Below are 25,432 nucleotides of genomic sequence, written 5' to 3'. Positions count from 1 at the left end.
AGTCATGGGGCCTTTTACCTTTTCGCCACCTATCAATCTGTTTCCATCCTGCTGTTTGCGCCGACTTTTGCATGCTCCAGCCCGCCTGATGAGGTATAATGCGGCACTATTTTTATGGGTTCCCCGTGAGCGTGATGAAAGAATTTTTTGCAACCTGCCCCAAGGGGCTGGAAAACCTGTTGGCCGATGAGCTGACCACCCTGGGCGCAGAGCAGGTCCGTGAGACCGTGGCAGGCGTCCACTTCAAAGGCGAACTGGCGATTGGCTACAAGGCCTGCCTGTGGAGCCGTTTTGCTTCCCGCATCGTGCTGGTGCTGTCCGAATTCCAGATGAACGACGATCTGGATCTCTATCTGGGCGCCCACACCATTCCCTGGGAAGAGCACTTCTCCGGTACCTCTACCATCGCGGTGGACTTTACCGGTACCAACCCTGCCATTCGCAATACCCAATATGGCGCGCTGAAAATCAAGGATGCCATCGTCGACCGCTTCACCAAGCGCGGTCACGTGCGTCCGGACGTGGACAAAAAGTCGCCGGATATTCGCATCATGGCGCACCTGGGCAAAGGCAAGGCCAATATCACGCTGGACTTGTCAGGCCCGGCGCTGCACCAGCGTTTCTATCGTCAGGGCACCGGTGAGGCGCCCCTCAAAGAGAACCTGGCCTGCGCCATGATTGCCCGTAGCGGCTGGGCCGGTGAGCCCATGATGGACCCGATGTGCGGTTCCGGTACCTTGCTGATTGAAGCGGCCTTTATCGCCGCCGACATGGCGCCGGCGCTGCGTCGCGAGCGCTTCGGTTTCGATCGCTGGCTGCAGCACGATAGCGAGCTGTGGCAGAGCCTGATGATGGAAGCGCAAGTACGTGCCAAACGTGGCATCCAGCGTTGCGAAGTAAAACTGTTTGGTTGCGATGCCGACCAGCGTGTGCTGCTCAAAGCCCGTGACAACGCCAAAGCTGCCGGTGTGGCCCACCTCATCACCTTCAAGCAAGCCGATGTCACCAAGCTGGAAAACCCGCTGCCGATGCCTGCCCCTGTTGAAGGGGAAGCAGGTCAAGGGGAGGCCCGCCAGGTCGGTATGCTCATTTCCAACCCGCCTTACGGCGAGCGTCTTGGCGAATTCCCGGCCCTGCTGGAAGTGCATCAGGCCCTCGGCGATGCCCTGCGTCGCAGCTTCCAGGGTTGGAAAGTCTCCATTCTGTCCGCATCGCCCGAGCTGCTCAGCTGTCTGCGCCTGCGCGCCGACAAGCAATATCGCCTGTTCAACGGCGCCCTCGAGTGCCAGCTGCGCAATTATAAAATCGCACTGGACTCCGTGGCTTCCCAAAAAGAGGTGGCACAGGACTTTGCCAACCGTCTGCGCAAGAATCTTAAAACCCTCGAGAAATGGGCCAACAAAGAGGGCATCGATTGCTATCGCATCTACGATGCCGACTTGCCGGAATACAACGCCGCCATCGACCGCTATCAGGACTATCTGGTGGTGCAGGAGTATGCCGCGCCCAAAGACATTCCCGCCCAGAAGACCCGTCAGCGTCTGCTCGACATGGTTCAGGCCGCCATCAAGGTGACCGGCATGGACGGCGAGAAGGTGATCCTGAAAGTGCGTGAGCGTCAGGAAGGGAAACAGCAGTATCAGAAGCTCTCCGAAGAGCAGCACCGGATGGAAGTGCAGGAGTACGGTGCCCGTCTGTGGGTCAACCTCTACGACTATCTGGATACCGGCCTGTTCCTCGACCATCGTCAGACTCGCCGCATGCTGGGTCAGATGGCCAAGGGCAAGCGCTTCCTGAACCTGTTTGCCTATACCGGCAGTGCCACCGTGCACGCAGGTCTTGGCGGTGCCAGCGAAACCACCACGGTGGACATGTCCCACACCTACCTGCACTGGGCACAGGACAACATGCGTCTCAACTCGCAGGTGGGCCGTCAGCACAAGTTTGTGCAGGCCGATTGTCTGAAGTGGTTGTCTGAAGCCGATGATCAGTACGACCTCATCTTCATAGATCCGCCCACCTTCTCCAACTCCAAGCGGATGGACGAGAGCTTCGTACAGCGCGATCACCTGCTGCTGATGCAGCACCTGAAGCGTCTGCTGGCGGCCGATGGCACTCTGGTCTTCTCCAACAACAAGCGTCACTTCAAAATGGATCTGGCCGGCCTCGAGGCTATCGGTCTCAAGGCCCAGAACATCACCCAGAAGACGCGGCCGAAAGATTTCGAGCGCAACCAGCACATCCACAACTGCTGGATCATCACCCATGCGCCGGAGCAGGCTGAGGCGTGATGCTGACCCTATTTCACACCGACGGTTGCCACCTCTGTGAGCAGGCCTGGGCGCTGGTGGAGGAGGCCGGTCTTGCCGCCACCACCCGCCAGTGCGACATCATGAATGATGAGCAGTGGCTGGCGGCCTATCGGGTGCGCATTCCGGTGCTGCGTGACGAGGCGGGCCGCGAGCTCGGTTGGCCCTTCACGTTGGCGGAGCTCAAAGGCTGGGCCATCCGTCAGGGGTGAGCGTGATTTGACGATAAAACGGGGGCAGACCCAGTCTGCTGCCCGTTTTTTTCATATGAAATAAGGAACAAACATGGCTCTTTTAACATTGCACGGCGCCTGTTTGTCGTTCAGTGATTTCCCGCTGCTCGACAATGCCGAACTGACCATCGAGCGCGGCGAGCGCCTCTGTCTGGTGGGGCGCAACGGGGCGGGCAAGTCCACCCTGATGAAGGTCATCGCCAGTGAACTGCCGCTGGACGACGGACGTCTGGTGCTGCAACAAGATTTGAAAGTGACCCGCCTTGAGCAGGATCCGCCAGCCTCCAGCGAGCTGACGGTATTTGACTATGCCGCCGAAGGGCTGGCGGGGGTGGGCGAGCTGCTCAAGCAGTACCACCACATCTCCATGGAGCTGGCGAGCGATCCATCAGATGCCAACATTCGCAAGATGAGCGAGTTGCAAGAGCAGCTCGATTATCAGAACGGCTGGCAGTTCGAGACCCGCATCAGTCAGGTGTTGACCCTGCTGGGGCTGGATCCCGACGTGACCCTCGACAGTCTCTCCGGCGGCTGGCTGCGTAAAGTGGCGCTGGCCCGTGCGCTGGCCTGCGATCCCGACTTGTTGCTGCTCGATGAACCGACCAACCACCTGGACATCGAAGCCATCAACTGGCTGGAAGATTTCCTCAAGGATTTTCGCGGCGCCATCGTCTTTATCTCTCACGATCGGGAGTTCATCCACAAGCTGGCGACCCGGATAATCGATCTCGATCGCGGCGCCATCACCTCCTGGCCGGGCAACTACGACGAGTACCTGCAAGGGAAAGAGGAGTGGCTGCGGGTCGAAGAGCTGAAAAATGCCGAGTTCGACCGCAAGCTGGCACAGGAAGAGGTGTGGGTGCGTCAAGGCATCAAGGCTCGCCGTACCCGTAACGAAGGTCGGGTGCGTGCCCTTGAGGCGATGCGGATGGAGCGCTCCCAGCGCCGCGAGCTGCAGGGCAAGGCCAAGTTGCAACTGGATGAAGTCAATCGCTCCGGCAAGCTGGTGTTCGAGACCGAAGGGCTGGGGCTGGACTTTGGCGATCGCACCCTGTTCAAGGGGCTGGATCTGCAAGTGCTGCGCGGTGACAAGATTGCGCTGGTCGGCCCCAATGGCTGCGGCAAATCGACCCTGATCAAGCTGTTGCTGGGGCAGCTTGATCCGACCCGTGGCACCGTCAAGGGGGGTACCAATCTGGAGGTGGCCTACTTCGATCAGTACCGCGAGCAGCTCGATCCCGAGCAGACCGTGGTGGACAACGTCGGGGAGGGCAAGCAGGAGGTGATGGTGCGCGGCCGCTCCCGTCACATTCTTGGTTACCTGCAGGACTTCCTGTTCGAGCCCAAGCGGGCCCGTACACCGGTCAAGGCGCTCTCCGGTGGCGAGAAGAACCGGCTGCTGCTGGCCAAGCTGTTCCTCAAGCCCAGCAACCTGCTGATCCTCGATGAACCGACCAACGATCTGGATGTGGAAACGCTGGAGCTGCTGGAAGAGCTGCTTTCCGACTACCCCGGTACCCTGCTGCTGGTGAGTCACGATCGTCGCTTCATCGACAACACAGTGACCGGCTGCTGGCTGTTTGAAGGGGATGGCCGCATCAGCGACTACGTCGGCGGTTACGCCGACATGATGGCGACCCGCGAACAGCAGAATGCCCAGCAACAGGCCAAGAGTGCACCGGTCAAGGCGCCCGAGTCGATCGTTGCCGCCACGCCAGAAGTGCCGAAGAAGAGCAAGAAGCTCTCCTACAAGCTGCAGCTGGAACTAGAAGGGTTGCCTGCTCGTCTTGAGCAGCTGGAAGCCGAGCTGGATGCGCTGCAAAGCGAGATCAACCAGCCCGGGTTCTTCTCGCTGCCGGCAGATAAAACCCAGCCGAAACTCGATGCGCTCAATGCCGCTGAAGCCGCGTTGGAGCAGGCATTTGCTCGCTGGGAAGAGCTAGAAGGACTCAAAAATCAGGAGTAAGTTCCCTGTAATTAAAACTTAATCCAGTTCAGTGCCTTGTGTCACATAGCCCGGTTAGGGTGGAAGTTTTTGTTTGACCGAGTGCGCTCGCAGGAGTAAAGATGAAAGCGACCGATGCAGAATTGGTCGCTTTTTTTGTTCCACGAAGAGGGTCGTAGATGATGAAGAGACAGAAGCGGGACCGTCTGGAAAGAGCTCGTGCTCGTGGTTATCAGGCTGGCGTGGTCGGCAAACAGAAAGAAGCGTGTCCGTATCAATGCCTGGATGCCCGAGGGCATTGGCTTGGTGGTTGGCGTGACGCCATGGAAGGGCGGGGCTCAGGCCTCTTCATGAAGTAGCAGCTACTTCATCACTCATTACAAAAGGAAAGGGGCCGTTGTGGCCCCTTTGCGTTAATGCTGTTTTACCACCAATCAAAGAGATCAGAATGCGGTGGTATCTTTGAACAGGCCCACTTTCAGGTCGGTGGCGCTGTAGATCGGACGGCCGTCGACTTCGACCACACCATCAGCGATCCCCATCACCAGCTTGCGGTTGATGACGCGCTTGAAGGTGATCTTGTAGGTCACTTTCTTGGCAGTCGGCAGGATCTGGCCGGTGAATTTCACTTCACCGACGCCCAGAGCACGACCCTTGCCGGGGCCACCTTTCCAGCCAAGGAAGAAGCCAACCAGCTGCCACATGGCGTCCAGACCGAGACAGCCAGGCATCACAGGATCACCCGGGAAGTGGCAATCGAAGAACCAGAGATCCGGAGTAATGTCGAGCTCAGCCAGGATCTCGCCCTTGCCGTGTTCGCCGCCGTTGTCATTGATCTTGACGATGCGGTCCATCATCAACATGTTGGGGGCAGGCAGCTGACTGTTACCCTCACCAAACAGTTCGCCACGGCTGCAAGCCAGCAGCTCTTCACGGGTAAAAGAGTTCTTGCCCTGTTCGCACAGGGAAAGGCGGGCTTCCATGGTGGTATTGTCTACGGTCACGCGGTATTTCCTTCAAATGGGTCAAAGCTGGGCCAATTTAGCTTACAGTTGTTCGCTAAACAACTCCGATCACTTCATCAGCGGCCAAACAGGCGCCCCAGCAGGGATTGCAGCAGTCCGACTTTGGCAGTGGAGCCGTTCAACTCGTCCAACCGCTCCTGAATACGGCCAAACAGGGTATCGGGCATATCAGGCTCACCGGCGACACAGCCAGTCAGCAACTCGATGGCCTCTTCCACATGATCCACCGGGTGGATGTGGAACTGGCCTGCTTCAACCGCTGCAATCACCTCGTCAGAGAGGTTCAGCTGCTGGATGTTGGTGCCCGGCAAAATGATCCCTTGCTTGCCGGTGATGCCGTGGATTTTGCACACCCGGAAGAAGCCTTCAATCTTCTCGTTCACGCCACCAACGGCCTGCACATTGCCAAACTGATCGACCGCACCGGTCACGGCGAAGTGCTGATAGATAGGCTGGCGGGCGAGGGCAGAGAGCAGGGCACACAGGCCGGTCAGGGAGGCACTGTCACCATCAATTTCGTGGTAAGACTGCTCGAACACCAGATTGGCCGACAGGGGGGAGGGGTTCTCTGCACCAAATTTGTTGGAGAGATAGCCGTGGATAATCATCATCGCCTTGGCGTGGATATGACCGGCCAGCTCCGCTTTGCGCTCGATATCCGCCACATCGCCATCACCAAGGTGTACGGTCGCGGTGAGGCGCACCGGCTCGCCGAAGTCATAAGGGTGACCGGAGACCTGAATGACAGACAGGCCGTTGATCTGGCCAATCTCTTCGCCATCGGTTTGCAGCAGGATCTGGCCGTCGATAACCCCCTGATCGGACTGCTCTACCAGATAGTTGAGGCGGTAATCCTGCTCCTCCAGTGCGCCGCGGATATGCTCGTCGGTGACCACATCAGATTCCAGCTCCCGGGCCAGACTGTCAGCCATCCGCATGATGGCGGAGAGTTGAACTTCGGAGAGCGACAACCACTCCTGATGGTCACAGAGGCGGCTGGCATGACGACAAAGGGCGGCGAGGGCGGCTGGCGTGAAGTCCAGCAGACTCCAGCGCTGGCGCAGCCAGGCCAGGTACTGCAGAAATTCCTGCAGATCCTCTTCAATATTCACCTCTGACACCAGATCCGCGCGCAGGAAGATGCGCTCGGACATGTCCCGATCCAGCATCTGGAACTCGGCCACGTCGAGTCTGTCACCCACCAGGATCAGCTTGAGCTTGATGGGGGTCGCTTCGGGCGCGAAGAAGGGGGTCAGGGTTTTCCCTTCCTGATAGGCGTTCCAGTCCAGCTCACCTTTTTGCATGGCATTTTTCAGTTTGAACCAGAGGTGCGGCTGATCGAGCAGCTCATCCAGTTGCAAAATGAGGTAACCGCCGTTGGCTTCGCGCAGCAAGCCAGGCTCCAAAAGGTGCTGGTTGGCATAGACAGAGCCTTGCTCGGTCTGGTAGTTGATGGAGCCAAACAAGGTATCCCAGTTGAGATCACGGCCATAAATCACCGGCGCTTCCTGCGCTTCGTGGTGGATCAGCAGATTGATCAGAATGGGGTGCTGGAACTCCAGACCCAATGCCACGTGAGCCGCCAGATCGGAGAGGAAATCATCGATTTTCGGATCATTGTTCTGCTTGCGCATGATGCGGGTCACTATGCGTTCGGCATCGAGATGGTGGCTCAACAGCTTGAGCAGCTCGCCAACCATTTCGCAAAACTCGATGCCGGTGCCCGGTTGCAGGCGCAGCCAGATAGGCTTGTAGGGGTTGTTCAGATTCTCGGTGTAGCAGAGGTCAAACAGGTCACCATCCTTGCCATTGGAGTCGGCAATCAGTGTCTGGCAAACGCCTTCATAATCTGCACCGGGGAACCCGTTGAGCAGCATGACCGGACAGTCACCATCAAAACTGGCGAGACGTTTGATGCCGGAAATGGCTCTGGGTTGCAGCGCAGCAAAGGGGATGGGTTCAAGCTCACTGAGCTTGGGGAACTGTTCAATCGCAAAAGCGGGTTTTAATTGTTCTGATGTTAATTCAGCCACTTAAGACATCCGGTCGAAGATAGGATCAATTGTTGCCATTATACACAGTTCAATAAGTGGTGACAGGAAACAAGATACTTAATTTAACATAATATACATTATGCGCAGTGTTGTCTGGCCCGTGGCTGGGGGTCAGGAACATAGCAACCGCAAGGGCTACAGCCGTGCCTGTGCTTTTTGAGTACCTCGCTAAGATTTCATACCAAGCCTGTTTTAGCTCTGGATTTTCCTCTCTGACGGCGGCAAGGCTTATCATGATTTCTTTAGGGTCTAGACCGATTTCTTCGGCAATCTTTTTTGCAGTCGCATCAGTGAGTTGCGCTTTGCCTTTGGTTAATCTTGAGATGTGAGATTGCGTGAAACCCAAGTCAGCGGCGACTTCCTGAAACTGGGTGTATTTTTTGGCTCTCATGTAGGCTTCAATCAAGGTTTTTGAGTCCATCTTTCTTAACTCCTCAGTTTATCAATGGCCGTATCATAACCATTTTGGCCCTAAAAAGGCCCGTTGTAATTTGCTTGGCGAATTGATCAAATGCACTTGTCTACTAAGCCAAGTGATTAACTCATGACCTACTTTAGCCAACAAAACCTTGATTCGCCTGCTCTCATAGAGCGCAAGGTCTATTGGCAGGCAGAGCCAACCGGCGATTATTCCGCTTGTGTGGCTGGTCAGGTCGAGATGTTCCGTGATCTGCATGAGCTGCGGGTCTATCTGTCGATGACGTACCCCGATACCGTGTTCGAGCTGGTCGAAGTGACCGAGGACACTTGGCAGGGTTTTTATGATCAGGGAGTCTTTTTTGATGACTGGTCATAACCCCGTTAACGCCATGATGCCGATAAATAGCGTTATCGGCACCAAAACCCTGATCGACTATCTGTCTTTCACTTGGGCACCTGTCGAGTTGATCCAGATGAAAGAGCTTGCCAAGCAAGGTGCGCTCTTGAAGGCTATCCCGCGCTTTGACACCAAGGTAAAGGCCCTGCAAGCGGCCATTTCTGAGCCTCCTGTCGAGGGTCTGCGTTACCTGTGGAAGCGTCCGGTCGGTTTCGCTCCCCTCGCCCACTTTGACAAGGTGACTGACCGTCTGTTTGACAAGGCCGAACGGCTGGGGGTCTCCCCTGCTCCGACTGTCGGTTATGACAAGACCACCGAGCGGTTGAGCCTTCAGGGTGTGCCAAAGTCCCCTACCCCTGTCGTTACCCTGTCCATGACCGAAATGATGGAGCGGGCGTTGCATTCCAATTACAAGGCCCGTGCTGACATTCGTAAAGAGCTAAAGGCGGTTTGTGCCTCCCTGCTTAAGTTCTCTCAGTTCGAAGTGGTTGAGGGTGCCAAGTATTGGGAAGCCTACAACGATTTGATTGACTGCTACGGGGTGCAATTTCTCGATGCCCTGTGCTGCTCTGAGCTTGAGCTGTGGCTTGAAGAGCTGAACACCAAGATCGGGGTGCCTATCCCTGAGCCTCGTTTCACTATGCGCCCTCGCCGCTCCGGTCTGCATGGTTACGCCAACTCTGCCGACCTGCTGTGTGATGGTCTCCCCTGTGGCCTGATTGGTTGGGGTGCTGCCAACCACGGTTGCATGGTGAGTTTTTCCGGTGTGGGCTGTGCCGCCCTCGATATGCAGGCGCTTCACTCTGTTATCTCTAACATGCCCTCTGTCCGTATTACTCGGGTGGATTTGGCGCTCGATGACTACACAGGCGAAGTGATCAGTTATCAGGGTGCTATTGAAGCGGCTGAATCCGGTGGTTTTCATCCTGAGCGGGGCCGTGCTCCTGCGTGGATGAAAATTGAATCCGGTGAGTTCGTTATATCCGAGATTGCCAAGGGCATCGCTAAGCGGTTCGGCATGGTGCCAACCAAGGGTTGCTCTTTTTATGTGGGTAGCCGGATTAATGGTAAATGCGCCCGTATATATGAGAAGGGCAAACAAATGCAATCGGAAGAGAACCCAAATTGGGTACGCGCCGAAGGCGAGTTACACAATAAAGACCGGATAATCCCGCTCGATGTATTGATTAATCCCGACCCTTATTTCGCTGGGATGTATCCCCAGTTTGCAAAATGGTTGGATGAAGTGAAGCAATCGGAGTCTGTTCCGGTACGTGTGACCACCTTTAAAAACAAGTTCAAGACCAGTCGGGACAATGCTGTTTTCCATATGTCTCGGATGGCGGGCCGCCTTGTTAATTGGTTAGCAAGTGTTGAAGGGCTTTCCCCTGCAACGATTGTTCACCAATTAACAGCGCATCTTAAGGAAGATGATATTCCGGCGCGGTTAAGAATGCCGCTACCACCCGAGTTTATATCGGGTGAGCATTGTTTAGTTTGACCTATAAATCAGGTTCTTCAACGAGGTAAATATTATGTCCCTGCTCACTGGTGTTTTGGTAACTCGTGTTACTCATGGTTATGGTGTGTCCCGTAAATCTGGCGCTCCTGTCCCTTATGATTTCGCGCAAGTGGAATATCTGGCTCCGGCAAATAACGTCAACAAACCCGAGTGAAATATCCACTCATGGGGTTATGAAGTTCGCCAACTGGCCCTTCGTAATGATGCGGCGACTATCAAAGAAATGGCCGACTGTCCCAAGTTGGTTGCCATTGATCTTGTCCTGGAAGCCGATCCTCAGAATCCGACCCGCAATGTGGTTGTTGGTTTCCAGCCTACCAAAAAGCCGGTATAACCGCCGCGCAACGAGGAGGAGGAGCGAGAGCGCGCAGCGAGCGACGACGAGGGCGCGATAATGCTTTGTTTAGATATTACCTCCGAGGGTTATGCCCGTTTATCCGAGGGGGATTCTTGTAAATATGTGCTGCTGACTGTCCAGGAGCATTCCAGGTTAACGGATATATCGAGTTGGTTTCAGTTCGATATATCCACCGTAACCGCCGCCTTTGGCTTTGGATTAGCCATCTGGGTTGTCGGTCTTAAATTGGGCGCTGTTGCCCGTGTTATTGTTGGTGCAAAACGAGGATAAATAAAAATGGAAAAACTTTCAGGCTTGTTCCGTAACGGTTGTATCGCTGCTGTGGCTTCTGTCTCTGCTATGGGTGTCGCCAATGCTGCCGAAGGTGGTTCTGCTGCCGCTGCTGGCTCTGCGCTCGATACCGCGCTGGCGGACGTTAATGCCACCTCTCCCAAGGTGATGCTGGTTGTTGCTGCCGTTGTTGGGGTCGGTATCCTGATCGGCCTTATTCGCAAAGCCTAAGCCATGTCCCTGCTTATCGGGACGCTCTGGTTTTTGTTCTTTGTCGAGGGATGGCGAACATCCTTTTCAATCTAAGGCGGCTTCGGTCGCCTTTTTTTATATTGGGGGCTGTGTGCGCATAGGTTGGCTTTTATTATTCTTCCCATCGTTGGCATTTGCTATTGCGGGCTGTCCTGTTGGTGTTCAATTGGGTAGTGTGACGATTGCAACGCCCTTACCTGTCTGTCTTAAATTTGAAGGTTCGGATCTCGGGGGTTGTCAGGTTGATTGCAAGGGTGTTTGTGTCGAGTTGCCTTTGAATAACACCAAGGGGCCAGTAGAAACCACTGGGGTGGCGTGTAAGTTGTCAGATAATGGCAGTGGTAACGGCGATTCAGATGGCAGTGGTAATACGCCAGGTGAAGGCTCTTCCGGAACTAAACCGATAGATGGCTGGCTTAATTTTGAGCCTGTTATTGGTGACGCCACCGGAACATCTGTTTCGGGTGCTGTTGCCAAGCTGAATAAAAACTTGGGTGTTGCTCTGGGTCAAGTTGTGGAAAGCAATAAGTCAGATACAGCCAATCTCAATTCTATCGCTCATAATGCAGAGTCATTTTCTCGTGATATGAAAGATGCGCTTTATCATATAAAGCAATCATCTAGCGAATTGTATCAGGTTAATGGGAATCTCGGCGGTTTGGCTGCTGCACTTAGTACCACAAGGGATTATTTGCAATCCATAGATGCTAAGTTAGCCAATATTGGCTCTGGTTCTTCTGGTGGCGTTCCTTCTTCTGTTGCGTCTGACGTTGCTGGTATTTCCTCAATGATGGGGGCCTCTTTAAATATGATGTCCAGTATTCAGGGAAACACAAACGGTCTCAATAATAAGCTTGACGACATTTCTGGAAATACTAAGGCAACCTCTTATTTTGCCAAGGATATGAAAACCTCGCTTGAGAATATCGAGCGTTCCCTGGGTGGTGGTTCTGGTTCTGGTGGTGGTTCTTCTAATTGGAGTAACTCGGATATCGCATCTGTTGTTGAAAGTGCCGCAACGACTGCAAACCAATCTGAGCAACAGACTTATGTTTTGCAAGATATGCGCACTGCTCTTGAGATTATGGCCGAGAAGGCTGGCAACGGTAACGGTAATGGCAGTGGTGACGGTAGCGGTGAAGGTTCTGGCGTTGATTATTCTAAGATGCCTGGATCATCTTCCAACCCTCTTTCTGTCGGTGATGCTGATTATAAATCTGCCTGTTCAGGGGATAACTGTTTCTTTGATGTTCCTGGTATGGAAAAAAAGTTGGCCGAAACAAACAAATCCCTGGCTGATAAATACACTTCCATCACCGAGGATGTGAAACAGGTGTTTTCCTTTAACCTCACTGGCTCTGCTGACCCGATGGAGTGTTTGGATCTATTCACGCACCAGGGAAAGGAATACACCGTCTGTCCGCCATCTGGTGATTACTGGAAAACCCTGGCGGCGTTGATGCTGTTTATTTTCTACTTTGTGGCTCTGATGATTATCTTTAAGAGGTGATGGCATGGAATGGCTTGGTGAGTTTTTTAATTCGTTCTTTAGCGATATATACCAACTGGCGGTACAGTTTGCCGCTTGGTTTGCCGTGCGAATGGCTGTGCAATGGGTCGAGTTTAAATTGTTCCTGCTGACGTTTACCTGGGACGTTGCCAGGGAAGTGCTATTGAACATCCATTTCAGTGAATTACTGTCCTCGTCCTTCAATTCATTGCCGCCCAGTGTTCGGGGGATATTGCTGTACCTGCATTTTGATAAAGGTCTGGCGATACTTTCCCAGGCATTTGTCACCCGCTTCATGCTCAACATGATGGGGTGGTAAATGTCCATCAAGATCCACCACGGCGCCCCAGGCTCTTACAAGTCGTCAGGGGCCATTCATACCGATGTGCTGCCCGCCATCAAGGCAGGCCGCCACATCATCACCAACGTTCGGGGCTTCACCGCCGAGCGTTGCCGGGAGGTACTGGGCAAGGCTGTTCCTGAGAGCTTCCAGGTAACGTATATCGAAACCGAATCCCAGGACGGGCGGGATCATTTCGCTCGCTTCTATCATTGGGCTCCCAAAGGCGCTTTCTTCCTGGTTGATGAGGTACAGCGGATCTTTCCGCCTTCCTGGCGCCAGAGTGATTTAGACCGCCTCGATTATCCAGGCGGGCCGGATGTGGCTAAAGAAGATGGCCGACCGGAAACAATAGACGTGGCTTTTGATATGCACCGTCACCACAACTGGGACTTCGTATTTACAACCCCGAACATCAAAAAGGTTCACGCTGTTATTCGGGCTGCTGCTGAAACCGCAATTCGCCATACCAATATGGGCCTGTTGGGCATTGGTGGGCGTTATAAGACGGTTTTACATCTGGCTGATAATAGTGGGTCGTCCATGTCCGATGTATTGCAAGCCAAGCCATTCAACAAGGTGCCGAAATATGTTTTCAAGCTCTATGACTCAACTACAACAGGTAAAGTCTCGGATACAATCGCGGGTAGCTCGATGTTTCGAGATCCTAAAATACTTTTTTTTCTGGCGCTTATGGGGTTCTGTATCTTCTTTGGTTTCATTAAGCCTGAGTTTCTTGATAAGCCTGTTGAAGCCCCTGCGCCCTCTCCTGCCGCTGTTCCGGCTGCTGGGGAGGTGGGTGATACGTCCGGTTCTGGGGTACGTGCTAGCGGCGCTCCTGCTGCGTCTGGTGGCGGGGTTCTTTCTGTAGGGCCGTTTGCGGGGCACAAGCTGATCATCAGCTGTCACCAGCTGATAAAGGATGAACGGGGATCATATCGGGTTGAGTATTGCTTTGCCCTGCGCAAGGGTGACGATGTGCAGCCCGTCTACAGTGACGATTGGCCGGATCAGTTGGCCAGTGTGGACGCTATGAGCGCCTGCCATGCCGTTGTGAAGTATCAGGGCAAGCCTGTTGATGTTTACTGTGACCCAGAGGGGGATGCCTTGCGCCGCAAGTATAATGCAGCCCTCTTTGCGGGCGGTGAGACCAAAAACAAACCAAGTGATGACCGGACATAAATAACGGTAACTGCGTTACGCGGTTATTTATGTTAAATACGGTTGTGGATGCCGCATTTTTACAGGGCTGGCGGGGTGTTTGTCTTTCATGGCGCAGCCATAGAAGCGCAACCCTCGCACTTACCCCGAGAGATCATGTCTCCAAGCGCGGCTCCCGCCGATAGGCGGCTCTGAACTTTCCCGAGAATGACCCTCCTCCCCCTTCCCTGCCAAACCAGTCTTTAATGCCCCAGTCAGAGCGACCAGTCGTAAGGGTTGAGGAAGGAGCGCAGCGAGGACGAAACCCTGTAGGCTATAGGGCGCGGGTGGTGCCTGCATCGTCCTCCTGTCGCAGACAAGCCGCTCTCAAGGTCTTTCGCCGTCTTTGTCTTTGGGGCCACGGGTTTTCCGGTTCGGCTCCCCCCCCGTGTAGTAATACGGGGGGAATACTATCCCTTCCCTCTACCCCTACCGTCTACCCTCGCCCCTTCCCGTTCTGCCCTTGATCACTCGATGGTGGGGCCATACGGGCAACCTCTTGGCTTAGGCCCACTCGGGCGAGTGTTTAGAGCAGGGGCGTTCTTACTAAAGCGCGGGGGGCGCAGCCTCCAGCTTTTGCGGCGCAACGCGCCGACATATGACTTTTCTATCAACCCAACAAAATGGGGGCCTCCGCCCCCAAACATCACATCACGCCAAGTTTTTTCCTCCAATAGAATGCGGCCATCTGTCGTTCCGATCTCTCCACCTGGATGATAGCTAGCGCCTCAATCCTTCGCCTGTCGAACCTTACTCCAGTGGGCGAGATTAGGCAGTCATTCGCCATTCTCCAGCCTTCCCAGTGCTTCCAGATAGTAGGTAACTCTCTGCCTGAAGCCATACGCATCAGCCGTTTATAGGCAGGTGGGATCTCTTTGCCCTTGTCCCAATATGTGACCTGCCTCACAGAAACAAAACAAAGATTGGCCGTCTCTTCAACTGATAAACCGCATTCAAACCAACGAAAAATGAAGTTTTTGGTCAACTCTCGTTCCATCCAAGTAAATACCTGATAAACCAGCAAAATTGCATGGGGTGGCTTATCGGCGGGTTTCGGACGGGCATTTAACAAAACGTCGCATTATGCGCAGTTATGCCTGTAGATAGAACAAAGGGGCCAGAGGCCCCTTGATGGTTGATCTTCAGGCTTTCGCAACGCTCAGGCGGTAGTCATTGGGTTTTTCAGTCGCTGATTCACTCACAACAACATTCAAATCACGAATGACTGAACCATCGCGGGTCACGATTAACTGCACAATGCCCTTGTCACGAATGGCTTTGTGCAAAGCCTGATTGAGCTCAGAGCCTGGCTGTTCGTCTCGCAGTGTGAACGTGAAAACATGCACATGGTCTGCACGCTGCTCAACAAGCTTGAAACGGTTGACCCCAAGCGATTCTGGAAACAAAAACGTCGCTTAGAGTCTTGATGGGTGTAATCAGTAGTCATGTGTATTACCTTTTGAAAAATGAACATGGGCCTAGCTGGTTGAGGTTTAACCATGCCAGGTTGGCGGGCAGACTTTGCCACAGCAGAGGTGAGAATTGCGAAGATGAGCCGCTCTTCTTCCCTCATTACATGAGTCATTCAGTAATAAGCTGATTTAAAAGCACTTTAAGTGGTCGCCAAATGATAAAAAGGGACCGAGATGGCCCCTGGTGTGTAATGCCGATAACTGGATTTATCGGCATCATTGTGAGAGATAACAAGGATTGTTGAAAGCAGTAGACCGTACCTTTTCCTTGACTTAAAGGTTCGGAAATCGATCAGGATCGAGGCGACACACAGACCTCCAACGATCTGACTGCCCAAAGCAGAAGGGAGGTATCTGTTTGACTCCCCATGCAGATGCTCTTGCAGCGACAACAAAATAACACAGTCAACCGCCCTGCCCCACATCACCGAAATGTCCCATTTTGAGACAAGAGTCCACTATTAAATTAGTACGTCGCGCTGGATACCCCTCACCAATGGAACGTTAAGTTTGATTTGCACCATTATAACCAACGTCATAACCGTGAATATTCTTAGATATATCTGTCCCCTACTTGAGAGGTCTCGCTCTGGAAATATTGATACTCCTTCTTGTAAAACAGCCATAAAAATGCCAATTATCGCGATAGACTCCCCTCCCCTTAATCGTCACGGTTTATAGTTGTGGCTGGTATGATTGCGGCTTGAAGAGTATTTTGCATTTCTTTTTGGAAGTTGGGTCAATTCTGTTCAAGGCACGCTTGGTGATGGCCAATGTGGGTGGCTGGCAGGTCAAGTAGAGGTTGCTGTTGAACTGCTGCAATATGTGTTTGAGCTCGTTCATATCATCGGGATGGAGGGTTAAGGACCAGAGTGCTCTGGGCTGGCCATGATGGAGGCCATTGGTATAGATAATGGTGCAATCTTCGATACGCAACTCTTTGCAGTGGGCCTCCATCTGCAGGCCCACATCCGGAAACCAGATATGCAGTGTGCCTGAAGAGATAAAGGTGAACTGGGCCATGAGCGACCCTTTGCCAACGATCCTGAAGGTCTTTTCCACCACTGCCACTTGCATACACGCTCCTTGGTAGCTCGTTAATATTGATATCAATATCACCAATGATGACTGGATATGCAAGTGTGATAACAAGGCGCTGTTCAAACCGAATATGATTGCTTCCGGCATGTTACTTAGCTTTCGGCATCAGGTGGTCTCGGTGTTTCAGCAAGCAATTTCGTTTTTTGCTTCTCTGTTACGCGATAAATATCTATGCCGCAGATGAGAAGGTGCCTGTTCTTAATCATCCATGTGAGCCAAAAATATTCCCTGAACCGATTGCCATCCAGAGAAGTACAACATCGCCGCACCAACTTCTATGACATCCCAAACAAGCCAATCTGTGTTCTAAGAGCAGTCAATAAAAATCAGGAATCATGTCACGTTGTTCGTTAGTCCTTGTGAGTGTTATCTCTCACATGTTGGTTCAGTCGGTCCAGCGGCTTTTGCTGGGCGCTCTCATGTCGTTCACTGTTGCTGGTGTGCAGGTATTTCGAAGTGGTGTCGATGCTGTCATGTCCTGCATCGGCTTGTACGTGGGAAAGCGGTCGACCATGCAGGTTGATGTCATGGGTGATCCCGGTGTGGCGGATCGCATGGGGAGAGAGTTGCCGCATTTCGGCCGCATCCTGGACAAATCCATCCTGCTCTGCCAATTCTGCGCCTTTACCGATGATCACCATGATCAAATCCCGTAACTGGCGAATACCGAGATTGGCGTTGAGTTCCCCCTGCTCGCGGCCGTGGGCTGCCGCTTTATGACGAACGAACAGTGGCGTCTGTTCATCCGGTCTCGGCAAGGGAGAGAGACCGAGGAAACGGCGGTAGCGTTCGAGTGCCGCCAACAGCGCTTGGGATACCGCTACGGTACGCCGTTTGCCCCCTTTGCTTTGCGGAATAAAGTAGCCCCAGACGCCGGTTTTGCGATCCCGTCTGAACTGCCCCATCACAGGGGTAAAGCCCGGCCGGGCCGCCACCTCAGAGATCCGCAGATAGCAGGCGTACATCAGAATGGTGAGAAAACGGCTGCGCTCGTGCTGCTCCGGATGGTCGTTGGCAAGGGTATCTGCGGCCTGCATCACGTATGACCACTGCAACTCGCTGAAGGCTTGCACCTGATCATCGGCCTCCTGCTGTTGCGGCCGTTTGACCCGCTGCAGTAGCAGAGCGGGATTCCTGTCCATGTACTCCTCCTGGATCAGGAACTGGAAGAAAGCCGACAGGATGGCGAGCTTGGTCTTCATCGCCTGCTCGCTAAGACGGTAGGGCAAGGTGCGGCCCAGTTCCCGCTTGCCCAAAAACGGTCGCCATTGCGGATTGGGCAACCGCTCTCCCCACTCCTTGTCGAGGACAAATTGCGCCACGTTGCGATAGGCGATCAACTCGTCAGGGGGAGACTGACAGTAGTCGAGATAGCGGATCATGATGCGGCGAGTGAGATCTTTCGGGCTGATGGCAGCCTCTCGAAAGCACCAGTGCAAAAAAGTGGTCAGTTCGCTGCGATAGGTTTTGTAGTTGTTTTCGCTGTTGCGCTGCTCCAGCAGCCAATCGACCGCCAGTTCGTAAACCAGCCCGGCATCGGGCACATCATTGAGGCTGAGGTTGGCAAGGTACTGATTGACCTGAGAATTGCCAGCTTCCAGATAGATAAGGCTGTCAAACAGCGGCATGGCTGGCGGCAAGGATAATGGTTGTTGAGTCATGGTGTTGCTTGTTGATGCTGAGATGAATCGATATGAGCCTGTGAGCCGAGTTGATAGAAAAGGGCTCGTGATACATGAATGCGGCTTCTATTGGGATTGGTACTGCCTCTTGTTGTTGCTGATTAAGGTCACCGGGAGCGATCTGGATAACGTTCTCTCCACTGTTTGCTCATTATTTCCTCATAGATCTGGCTGATGTCGCTCAGTGGTGCACGCTATTCAGTTATGCATGGGATATGCAGCATGGTTAAAAAATTCTCTGGGCAAATAGCCGTAAAAGTGGTTTTAAATGCAAATAAAGTGAATGGTTAGAGCTGTTTATCCCGAGAAATAGCAGGCTTGGTCAATCAGGCCACCTGCTTGAGTGGCTTCTCCTTGTGCTTGGCTGCTGGAGCCTCTTCCTCTTTCGTGCCAGCCTGAACCTTGCCGCCGCGCAGCAGGGTTTGCAGCACATCGCGCTGCTCTGCTAGGTAGAATGCCAGGCTCTCTTGCTGCTCTGGCGCCAGCTCGATCGGGGCGCCAGCCAACAGGGTCATCAACTCGTCGGCCGTATCCAGCAGCTTGTCATAGGCATCGGCCTCTTTTTTGCTGGCAAAGGTCATTTTTTCCACTCCCCCACGAACAACCACATATTTGATCTCGACAGCCATGATGGCCTCCTCTTGGTGATGATGGATAGAGTATATGTATGGATATACAGTATTGCAAATAACCTCACCGGAAAAGAGTTCGCCGGGGTTTAGCGACAAAAACCGCGCTGGATCAAGCTGTCTCAAAGTGCCATTTGACTTCCACGCCTGACTGGTCGGATCATGGCCTTATGACGATCGTACGACATCTGTTTATCCTGCTGATGGTAGAGGTGCTGCTCCTCGGGAGTATCGCCCACTTGGTCGTGGGACTCCCCTGGTTGCTGACCCTGCTGTTTGTGGTGTTTTCCCTGCTTGGGTTGCGTTGTCTGGTTGTGCTCGGCAGCTGGCTCTTTACCCGTTTCTACCCCTCCCCGGCTATCGGCCCCTGGCGCAGGGTGAAGATGATGGCTCAGGAGATGCTGGCCTACCTCTACACTTTCACCTTGTTGCTGCCGTTTGAGCCTTTGCTGATGGCACCCGATCGGCTGCGGCCATGCCAGCGCCCCGTATTGCTGGTACATGGTTACGGTTGCAGTCGCGGGATCTGGCGCACCCAGCGCGCCCGATTGGAGGCCGCAGGCCATGTAGTTGCCACCATTACCCTGATGCCTCCATTTGGTCATATTGATGAGATGGTGCCGCTGCTGGCCACCCGGATTGACGATGTGCTGGCGCAGACCGGGGCTGACAAGCTGGTGCTGGTCGGTCACAGCATGGGCGGACTGGTTTGCCGCGACTATCTGGCTATCCATGGTGGTGACAAGGTAGAGCGCCTGATCACCCTGGCCACCCCCCATCAGGGCAGTCAGCTTGCCGCTCTTGGGCTTGGGGCCAATGCCCGCGAGATGGAGCCCGGTTCCGGCTGGTTGCAGCGTTTCGCCTCGGTTCCTCTCTGCGTACCCGGCATCTCGGTGCGCACCAGTCACGACAATGTGGTGATGCCGCAGGAGCGGCAACGATTGGCGGGAATGGAAGATATCGAGTTGCCCGCCATTGGCCATCTCTCTCTGCTCTACTCCCGTCGCACGACAGATCTGCTGCTTGATCTGCTGTCCCGAGTCTGACCCTCCTTATTCATCCTTCAACTGTTATTCCAAATAAAACAGGGGCCTGATTGCTCAGGCCCCTGTTGATCTCTTTATCCCATCACCTGGTTAGAAGTGGATACCCTTGATCAGGGTCGAGACGGCAACCTGATCGGCGGTCGCCTTGGACTTGTCGCCATCCTTGGGATCGGCAAAGGTGCGGAAGCTGGTGTTCATGATGACCTGGGCGACGCGCGGTGCCAGGGCATGCACCACCTGACCAAACACCCCGAGGCGTGTGGCCAGTCGCACATGCTTGTTGATGATGGTATCGCACACCAGATCGGCCGCCTCTTCCGGCGTCATCATCGGCACCTGCTCATAGACCTTGGTCGGCGCGACCATCGGCGTTTTCACCAGCGGCATATTGATGATGGAGAAGCTCACCCCTTTATCGGCAAACTCGGAGGCGGCGGTACGCACCCAGGCATCAAGGGCCGACTTGGAGGCAACATAGGCGGAGAAGCGCGGTGCATTGGTCAACACCCCGATGGAGGAGATGTTGATGATGTGCCCTTTTTCTTCTCAATCATGGTGGGCAGTACCCCCATGATCACCTTGAGTGCGCCGAAGTAGTTGAGCTGCATGGTGCGCTCCAGATCGTGGAAGCGATCGAAAGAGTCCTCGATGGAGCGGCGGATGGAGCGGCCGGCATTGTTGACCAGAATATCGACGCCGCCGTGATCGGCCACGATGCGAGCGGTGATCTCCTCGGCCTGCGCCAGATTGGAGAGATCCCCCTGATAGATCTCGATGGTCAGCCCCAGCTCGGCAAACTCAGCTTTAGTCTCGGCAATCTTCTGCTCGTCGCGGGCGATGGTAACGACGTTGGCCCCCGCCCCCGCCAGCTTGCGTGCGGTTGCACGGCCAATGCCGGAGGTGGCCCCGGTCACCAGCACCACCTTGCCCTCGACCCGACCACGCAGGGAGCGATCGATGAAGAGCTCCGGGTCGAGGTGACGCTCCCAGTAATCCCACAACCGCCAGGCGTAGCTGTGCAGCGGCGGTACTTCGATGCCTGTCCCTTTCAGTACCCGCTGAGTTTCGCGACTGTCGAAACGGGTGGGGTAACTGATAAGGCGGAACACATCCTTGGGTAGACCCAGATCGGCGATGGCGGCATCGCGGATGCGGCGCACTGGCGCCATGGTCATCAGCATGGCGGTCAGGTGGCGGGGAATGAAATTAAAGAGAGAGGCGTTGATGCGGATCGCAGGCTCCGGCGCATGGGCGGCGCGGGAGAAGGTGCTCAGCATGTCGCCGACCCGCATCGGGTTGGGGTCGGTCAGGTGGAAGGTCTTGTTCTCCTCTCCCTCCTGATGGGCGATATGCACCATGGCATCGACCACGAAGTTGACCGGCACGATATTGATGCGCCCGCCCTCAACCCCGATGGCTGGCATCCAGGGCGGCAGCAGACGGCGCAGCTTCTGGATGGTCTTGAAGAAGTAGTAAGGGCCGTCGATCTTGTCCATCTCGCCGGTATTGGAGTCACCGACGACGATCCCCGGTCGATAGACTCGCCACGGAATGGTGCACTCGTTTCGCACAATCCCTTCCGCTTCGTGCTTGGTCTGGAAGTAAGGCATGTCGAGGTGTTCGGCCTCATCGAACATGTCCTCGCGAAACAGACCGTCAAACAGGCCCGCTGCAGCGATGGAGCTGCAGTGATGGAACTGCCCTGCCCCCAGCCGCTCGGCAAGTTGAACGGCTTGACGGGTCCCTTCGGTGTTGACCTGCTGCTGGATCCCTGCCTTGGCGTTGAGATCATAGATGGCCGCCAGATGGAAGAAGTGGTCGATCTTGCCGATCAACTGCTCCTGCATCTCGACCGATACCCCCAGCAGCAGTTGCGTCATGTCGCCAAAAACCGGGACTGCGCGCGATTCATCCACATTCCAGAATGAGAACAACTCTGACAATTTCTCCTGATGAGAGGCGCGCATCAGAAAATAGACGGTACAGTCGGGATGCTGTTGGAATAACTTTTTGATCAATCGACGCCCGATAAAACCACTACCGCCAGTAATGAAATAGTTCATAAAGAGAATCCTGCTACTGATTAGGGTGTTACTAGGTTGTTAGATATATCACGATTCATATGGGAAACCGCAATTTGATTGTCGGTTCGTGAGCAAACCCTAATTTCGGTGGTGTGCCTGTTCCGTTATTAGGTAGAACCCTCTATTTTTTCTCCCTAGACTGAAGTTGAAAAATCAGTAATGCCACAACCCGATTGTAGTTTCGTTGTCGCCATTACATTTAACTGTCGTTATTCAAGGAGAAGATCATGGCTAAGAAATTGAAAGCGCTGGCAGGGTCAGTGACCGACAACCAACTCACCTCCACCATCAAAGAGTCCACCCAGCAGATCTGGTTGGCCGGTCTGGGCGCCTATGCCAAGGCGCAGGAAGAGGGCGGCAAGATCTTTGAAGCCTTGGTGCAGGAAGGGGAAGCATTGCAGGCCAAAACCCGTCAGAGCGCAGATGAGAAGATTGCCGCTGTGACCGACAAGACCGCCAATACCTGGGGCCGTCTGGAGCAGGTGTTCGAAGATCGCGTGGCCCGCGCTGTGGCCAGCCTCGGCATTCCGACCCGCAAGGATATCGACAAGCTCTCCAAGCGCATGGCCGAGCTGACCGAAGTGGTGCAACAGCTGCTGGATGCGCAGGAAGAGGAGGCTCCTACTACTGAAGCCAAACCGGCTGCCGCCAAAAAGCCCGCTGCCCGCAAGCCTCCGGTAAAGAAGGCTCCGGTCGCCAAGGCTAAAGAGGCCGTGGTTGAGCAGGCCGCCGATCTCCTCTCCGCCGCTGAAGATGCGGTGAAAGAGGTGAAGGCTAAAGCAGAGAGCGTCCTGCCCTGATCCCTCGTGGTGACGGCAGGTGATTGATACCGGCCCATGCCCTTCGCTGGGCCGGTCTTGTCATGGAGACTGTCATGGATAGGGAGGCGACGCTATGAGTACCATCGCAATTGCCCTTGCCGGCGGCGGGCCGCTCGGCGGCATCTACGAGATCGGTGCCTGTGCGGCGCTCTCCGACAGCATCAGCGGTCTGCGTCTCGACCATGCCGACATCTATGTTGGCGTGAGCTCGGGGGCCGTGGTGGCATCGGCACTGGCCAACGGTATCTCGCCGGCGAAGCTGGTGCGGATCCTGCTCAGCGATGATGTGGGGGAGATGTTTGACCCGGCGACCTTGCTGCGCCCCGCCTTTCGGGAATACGCCGAGCGCCTGACCTCGATCCCGCCGCTGGCGTGGCAGAGTCTGACCTACTATCTGGCAGCCCCCTGGAAGCGCAGCCTGTTTGAGTCGCTGCAGGGACTTTCCAAGGCCATTCCGACCGGACTGTTTGACAACCGCGGGGTGGATCGCACCCTGACCCAGTTTTTCTCGCGCCCCGGCCGCAGCAACGATTTTCGCCAGCTGCGCAGCCGGCTGTTTGTGGTGGCCACCGAACTCGATACCGGTCATCCGGTCGCCTTCGGTAGCCCGGGGCTCGATGACGTGCCCATCTCGGCAGCGGTACAGGCTTCGGCCGCCCTGCCCGGCCTCTTTCCCCCCTCGCTGATCAATGGCCGTTACTATGTGGACGGGGCGCTGATCAAGACCCTGCACGCCTCGGTGGCGCTGCAAGAGGGGGCGGATCTGGTGTTCTGCATCAATCCGCTGGTGCCCTATGATGCGGACATGGCCGCCGGCGCGCCGACCAATCTGGTGGATAGCGGTCTGCCCGTAGTGCTGGCCCAGACTTTTCGCGCCATTATCCACTCCCGCATGCATGTGGGGATGGATCGTTACAAACATCAATATCCCGACGCCGACGCCCTGCTGTTTGAGCCCTCCTCTGCCGATGGCGAGATGTTCTTTACCAATGTGTTCAGCTATCGGGATCGTCGTCGCCTCTGCGAGCACGCTTACCAGCATACCCGCCGCGATCTCTGGCAACGCCGTGACGAGCTGGCGCCGGTGCTGGCCAAGCATGGCCTGGAGCTCAATCTGGCCGCGTTGGCAGATGAACATCGCACCCTGCTGGCCCCCGGCAGTGGCTCGGTCGATGCGCTAGACAAGTCGCTGGAGCAGTTGCAGCACTGGCTTGCCAAACGCTATCGCCACGGCGTGCGCCGTTCATCACCAAAGGAGTAGCATGGATCGCAAACCCAAACGTCGTACCCGGGAGCGGATCCTGACCACTGCCCTCGCCTGCTTCAATCGCCAAGGGGAACCCGGCGTCACCACCTCGGCCATTGCGGCCGAGATGGAGATCAGCCAGGGCAATCTCTACTACCACTTCCACAACAAGGAGGAGATCGTCAACGCCCTGTTCTGCGAATTTGCACAGCAGATGGATCGCCTGCTGGAGGCGGTCAGCACCCCGTCCGATGAGCCAGAAGATATCTGGCTCTTTCTCCACCTGATGTTTGAAGCCATCTGGCAGTACCGTTTCCTCTACTACGATATCGCGACCCTGATGAGTGGTTATCATCAGGTGGAACAGCGCTTTTCCGCCCTGCTGCGCCGCAAGGAGCAGACCGCCATCGCCATTTGCAACCATCTGCAAACGGTCGGGCTGATGGAGGGCACGGCGCAACAGATGCGCACGCTGGCGGCCAATGTGGCGCTGGTGGGCACATACTGGATCTCTTATCAGCGGGCACTGCACCCCAAGGCGGACGCCGATATTGCCCTCGGCGTCTTTCAGGTGATGCAGCTGGTCGCCCCCTATCTGCGGGCCGATGCCCGCGCTCATCTGGGCGCCCTCGCCCACCACTACACCGACCAGGTTTGATTCACATGCTACAGGGAGAACAAGCATGACCACCTCACAACTCGAATTTGTCCCCTTCCCCTACGCGGATGCGGCCTATGACTATGCTGGCCAGAAGCTGGCGGACAACTGGGATCGTCTCCATCAGGGGGATGCCGAACCCTGGCCCGAGGATGAGCAGGTACAGGATGCCTGGCGGGCCTATCATGCCGGGGATTTTGCCCGAGCTGTTGCCCTTGGCGAAGCGGCCGGTGAGGCGGGCCTCAATGTGGCGAACAAGGCGTTGGTGATCCACGCCAGCTATCTGCTGGAGGACAAGTATGCCAAGCGCGCCGCCTTCGAGCGGGCGGCCAGCCATGCCGAGAAGCTGCAAAAGCGCCAACCCAAGAACGCCAACGCCTGGTATTTCCACGCGCTGGCACTCGGGCGCTACAGTCAGGTCATTTCCATCTCCAAGGCCCTCTCGCAAGGAATTGGCGACAAGATCAAGGCAAGCCTGGAGAAGGCGCTGGAGCTGGCGCCAGATCACGCTGAGGCCCATATCGCCTTTGGCGCCTGGCATGCCGAGATCGTCGACAAGCTGGGTGCCATGATCGGCGGCCTCACCTATGGCGCCAAGAAGGAGGAGTCCGAGCGTCACTTCAAGGAGGCGCTGGCGCTGATCCCCGAATCGGCTATCGCCCGCATGGAGTACGCCAACGCTCAGGTGATGCTGCACGGCAAGAGCCGCCTGAAAGCGGCCGAAGCCCTCTATGCCGAAGCAGCCGAGTGCGAACCTGTGGATGCCATGGAGCGCCTCGACGTGGAGGCTGCGCGCGAAGAGCTGGAGGATTAACCGCTACGACTGCCATTAATAGGTAGCAAAACAAGAGGCCAACC

23 protein-coding genes and 2 pseudogenes are annotated in these 25,432 nt (G+C 55.2%); 16 read left to right on the top strand and 9 right to left on the bottom strand.

Annotated features, from left to right (window positions below):
• The first annotated feature begins 98 nt into the window (after window positions 1-98).
• The 4 genes from rlmKL to rmf all read left to right on the top strand — a co-directional run bounded on the left by rlmKL (window position 99) and on the right by rmf (window position 4,846).
• A complete protein-coding gene (rlmKL, locus tag ACTG1P_RS02565; protein ID WP_440000410.1) occupies window positions 99-2,291 on the top strand; it encodes a bifunctional 23S rRNA (guanine(2069)-N(7))-methyltransferase RlmK/23S rRNA (guanine(2445)-N(2))-methyltransferase RlmL in 2,193 nt (730 codons plus the stop codon).
• A complete protein-coding gene (locus ACTG1P_RS02560; RefSeq protein WP_440000409.1) occupies window positions 2,291-2,521 on the top strand; it encodes a glutaredoxin family protein in 231 nt (76 codons plus the stop codon). Before rlmKL ends, ACTG1P_RS02560 begins: the two co-directional genes overlap by 1 nt.
• Window positions 2,522-2,594: 73 nt before the next feature.
• Window positions 2,595-4,508: an ATP-binding cassette ATPase Uup gene (uup, locus tag ACTG1P_RS02555; protein WP_440000408.1), complete on the top strand. Its 1,914-nt coding sequence runs from the start codon at window positions 2,595-2,597 to the stop codon at window positions 4,506-4,508.
• 158 nt (window positions 4,509-4,666) lie between these two features.
• Window positions 4,667-4,846, top strand: coding sequence for a ribosome modulation factor (rmf, locus tag ACTG1P_RS02550; protein ID WP_005315693.1), 180 nt, complete (start codon window positions 4,667-4,669; stop codon window positions 4,844-4,846).
• Between the two features lie 84 nt (window positions 4,847-4,930).
• On the opposite strand, the gene fabA is transcribed toward rmf, so the two are convergent.
• The 3 genes from fabA to ACTG1P_RS02535 all read right to left on the bottom strand — a co-directional run bounded on the left by fabA (window position 4,931) and on the right by ACTG1P_RS02535 (window position 7,987).
• A complete protein-coding gene (gene fabA / locus ACTG1P_RS02545; RefSeq protein ID WP_005336586.1) occupies window positions 4,931-5,491 on the bottom strand; it encodes a 3-hydroxyacyl-[acyl-carrier-protein] dehydratase FabA in 561 nt (186 codons plus the stop codon).
• A gap of 77 nt (window positions 5,492-5,568) precedes the next feature.
• Window positions 5,569-7,545 (bottom strand): Lon protease family protein, encoded by a 1,977-nt coding sequence (locus ACTG1P_RS02540; RefSeq protein ID WP_278173981.1) that lies wholly within the window; start codon window positions 7,543-7,545, stop codon window positions 5,569-5,571.
• 49 nt (window positions 7,546-7,594) lie between these two features.
• A complete protein-coding gene (locus ACTG1P_RS02535; protein ID WP_193860252.1) occupies window positions 7,595-7,987 on the bottom strand; it encodes a helix-turn-helix domain-containing protein in 393 nt (130 codons plus the stop codon).
• A gap of 123 nt (window positions 7,988-8,110) precedes the next feature.
• Here ACTG1P_RS02535 and ACTG1P_RS02530 point away from each other — a divergent pair, with 123 nt between their 5' ends.
• The 7 genes and pseudogenes from ACTG1P_RS02530 (at window position 8,111) to ACTG1P_RS02500 (ending at window position 13,817) form a co-directional block, all read left to right on the top strand.
• Window positions 8,111-8,362: a hypothetical protein gene (locus ACTG1P_RS02530; RefSeq protein WP_113739537.1), complete on the top strand. Its 252-nt coding sequence runs from the start codon at window positions 8,111-8,113 to the stop codon at window positions 8,360-8,362.
• The gene (locus tag ACTG1P_RS02525) at window positions 8,349-9,884 is read left to right on the top strand and encodes a replication initiation factor domain-containing protein (protein WP_440000407.1); all 1,536 of its coding nucleotides are present in this window, start codon (window positions 8,349-8,351) and stop codon (window positions 9,882-9,884) included. The genes ACTG1P_RS02530 and ACTG1P_RS02525 overlap by 14 nt, the downstream gene beginning before the upstream one ends.
• A 34-nt stretch (window positions 9,885-9,918) precedes the next feature.
• Window positions 9,919-10,239, top strand: a pseudogene (locus ACTG1P_RS02520) (hypothetical protein).
• A 300-nt stretch (window positions 10,240-10,539) separates the two neighbouring features.
• Window positions 10,540-10,764, top strand: coding sequence for a hypothetical protein (locus ACTG1P_RS02515; protein ID WP_042062383.1), 225 nt, complete (start codon window positions 10,540-10,542; stop codon window positions 10,762-10,764).
• A 40-nt stretch (window positions 10,765-10,804) separates the two neighbouring features.
• Entirely contained in the window at window positions 10,805-12,295 is a 1,491-nt protein-coding gene (locus ACTG1P_RS02510) for a hypothetical protein (protein ID WP_440000406.1), read from the top strand.
• A gap of 4 nt (window positions 12,296-12,299) precedes the next feature.
• The gene (locus tag ACTG1P_RS02505) at window positions 12,300-12,614 is read left to right on the top strand and encodes a DUF2523 family protein (protein WP_440000405.1); all 315 of its coding nucleotides are present in this window, start codon (window positions 12,300-12,302) and stop codon (window positions 12,612-12,614) included.
• Window positions 12,615-13,817 (top strand): zonular occludens toxin family protein, encoded by a 1,203-nt coding sequence (locus ACTG1P_RS02500; protein ID WP_440000404.1) that lies wholly within the window; start codon window positions 12,615-12,617, stop codon window positions 13,815-13,817.
• A gap of 664 nt (window positions 13,818-14,481) precedes the next feature.
• Here ACTG1P_RS02500 and ACTG1P_RS02495 read toward each other — a convergent pair.
• From ACTG1P_RS02495 to ACTG1P_RS02475, 5 genes are all read right to left on the bottom strand, one after another.
• Window positions 14,482-14,832, bottom strand: coding sequence for a DUF3653 domain-containing protein (locus tag ACTG1P_RS02495; RefSeq protein WP_429073095.1), 351 nt, complete (start codon window positions 14,830-14,832; stop codon window positions 14,482-14,484).
• Between the two features lie 145 nt (window positions 14,833-14,977).
• Entirely contained in the window at window positions 14,978-15,241 is a 264-nt protein-coding gene (locus ACTG1P_RS02490) for a hypothetical protein (protein ID WP_440000403.1), read from the bottom strand.
• A 741-nt stretch (window positions 15,242-15,982) separates the two neighbouring features.
• The gene (locus ACTG1P_RS02485; protein WP_440000402.1) at window positions 15,983-16,384 is read right to left on the bottom strand and encodes a hypothetical protein; all 402 of its coding nucleotides are present in this window, start codon (window positions 16,382-16,384) and stop codon (window positions 15,983-15,985) included.
• A gap of 374 nt (window positions 16,385-16,758) precedes the next feature.
• Window positions 16,759-18,036, bottom strand: a complete 1,278-nt coding sequence (locus tag ACTG1P_RS02480) for a tyrosine-type recombinase/integrase (RefSeq protein ID WP_440002274.1) — start codon at window positions 18,034-18,036, stop codon at window positions 16,759-16,761.
• Window positions 18,037-18,416: 380 nt separating this feature from the next.
• Window positions 18,417-18,719, bottom strand: a complete 303-nt coding sequence (locus ACTG1P_RS02475; protein ID WP_319888846.1) for a YebG family protein — start codon at window positions 18,717-18,719, stop codon at window positions 18,417-18,419.
• Window positions 18,720-18,889: 170 nt separating this feature from the next.
• On the opposite strand from ACTG1P_RS02475, the gene ACTG1P_RS02470 reads away from it, so the two are divergent.
• A complete protein-coding gene (locus tag ACTG1P_RS02470; RefSeq protein ID WP_440000401.1) occupies window positions 18,890-19,765 on the top strand; it encodes an esterase/lipase family protein in 876 nt (291 codons plus the stop codon).
• Between the two features lie 90 nt (window positions 19,766-19,855).
• Here the strand turns inward: ACTG1P_RS02470 and ACTG1P_RS02465 are convergent.
• Window positions 19,856-21,828 (bottom strand): annotated as a pseudogene (locus ACTG1P_RS02465) (SDR family oxidoreductase).
• Window positions 21,829-22,076: 248 nt separating this feature from the next.
• Between ACTG1P_RS02465 and ACTG1P_RS02460 the strand changes: the two are divergent.
• The 4 genes from ACTG1P_RS02460 to ACTG1P_RS02445 all read left to right on the top strand — a co-directional run bounded on the left by ACTG1P_RS02460 (window position 22,077) and on the right by ACTG1P_RS02445 (window position 25,388).
• The gene (locus ACTG1P_RS02460; RefSeq protein WP_440000400.1) at window positions 22,077-22,649 is read left to right on the top strand and encodes a phasin family protein; all 573 of its coding nucleotides are present in this window, start codon (window positions 22,077-22,079) and stop codon (window positions 22,647-22,649) included.
• Window positions 22,650-22,743: 94 nt separating this feature from the next.
• Complete coding sequence (locus tag ACTG1P_RS02455; protein ID WP_440000399.1) at window positions 22,744-23,931, top strand: patatin-like phospholipase family protein; 1,188 nt, start codon at window positions 22,744-22,746, stop codon at window positions 23,929-23,931.
• Window position 23,932: 1 nt separating this feature from the next.
• Window positions 23,933-24,574: a TetR/AcrR family transcriptional regulator gene (locus tag ACTG1P_RS02450; RefSeq protein ID WP_440000398.1), complete on the top strand. Its 642-nt coding sequence runs from the start codon at window positions 23,933-23,935 to the stop codon at window positions 24,572-24,574.
• 25 nt (window positions 24,575-24,599) lie between these two features.
• Window positions 24,600-25,388: a hypothetical protein gene (locus tag ACTG1P_RS02445; protein WP_440000397.1), complete on the top strand. Its 789-nt coding sequence runs from the start codon at window positions 24,600-24,602 to the stop codon at window positions 25,386-25,388.
• The last annotated feature ends 44 nt before the right edge of the window (window positions 25,389-25,432 follow it).

The organism is Aeromonas sp. 11P, from assembly GCF_051920165.1.
GTDB classification, from domain to species: domain Bacteria; phylum Pseudomonadota; class Gammaproteobacteria; order Enterobacterales; family Aeromonadaceae; genus Aeromonas; species Aeromonas veronii.
The sequence above is the reverse complement of the archived record's forward strand: the minus strand, read 5'-3'. Positions and strand labels throughout refer to the sequence as shown.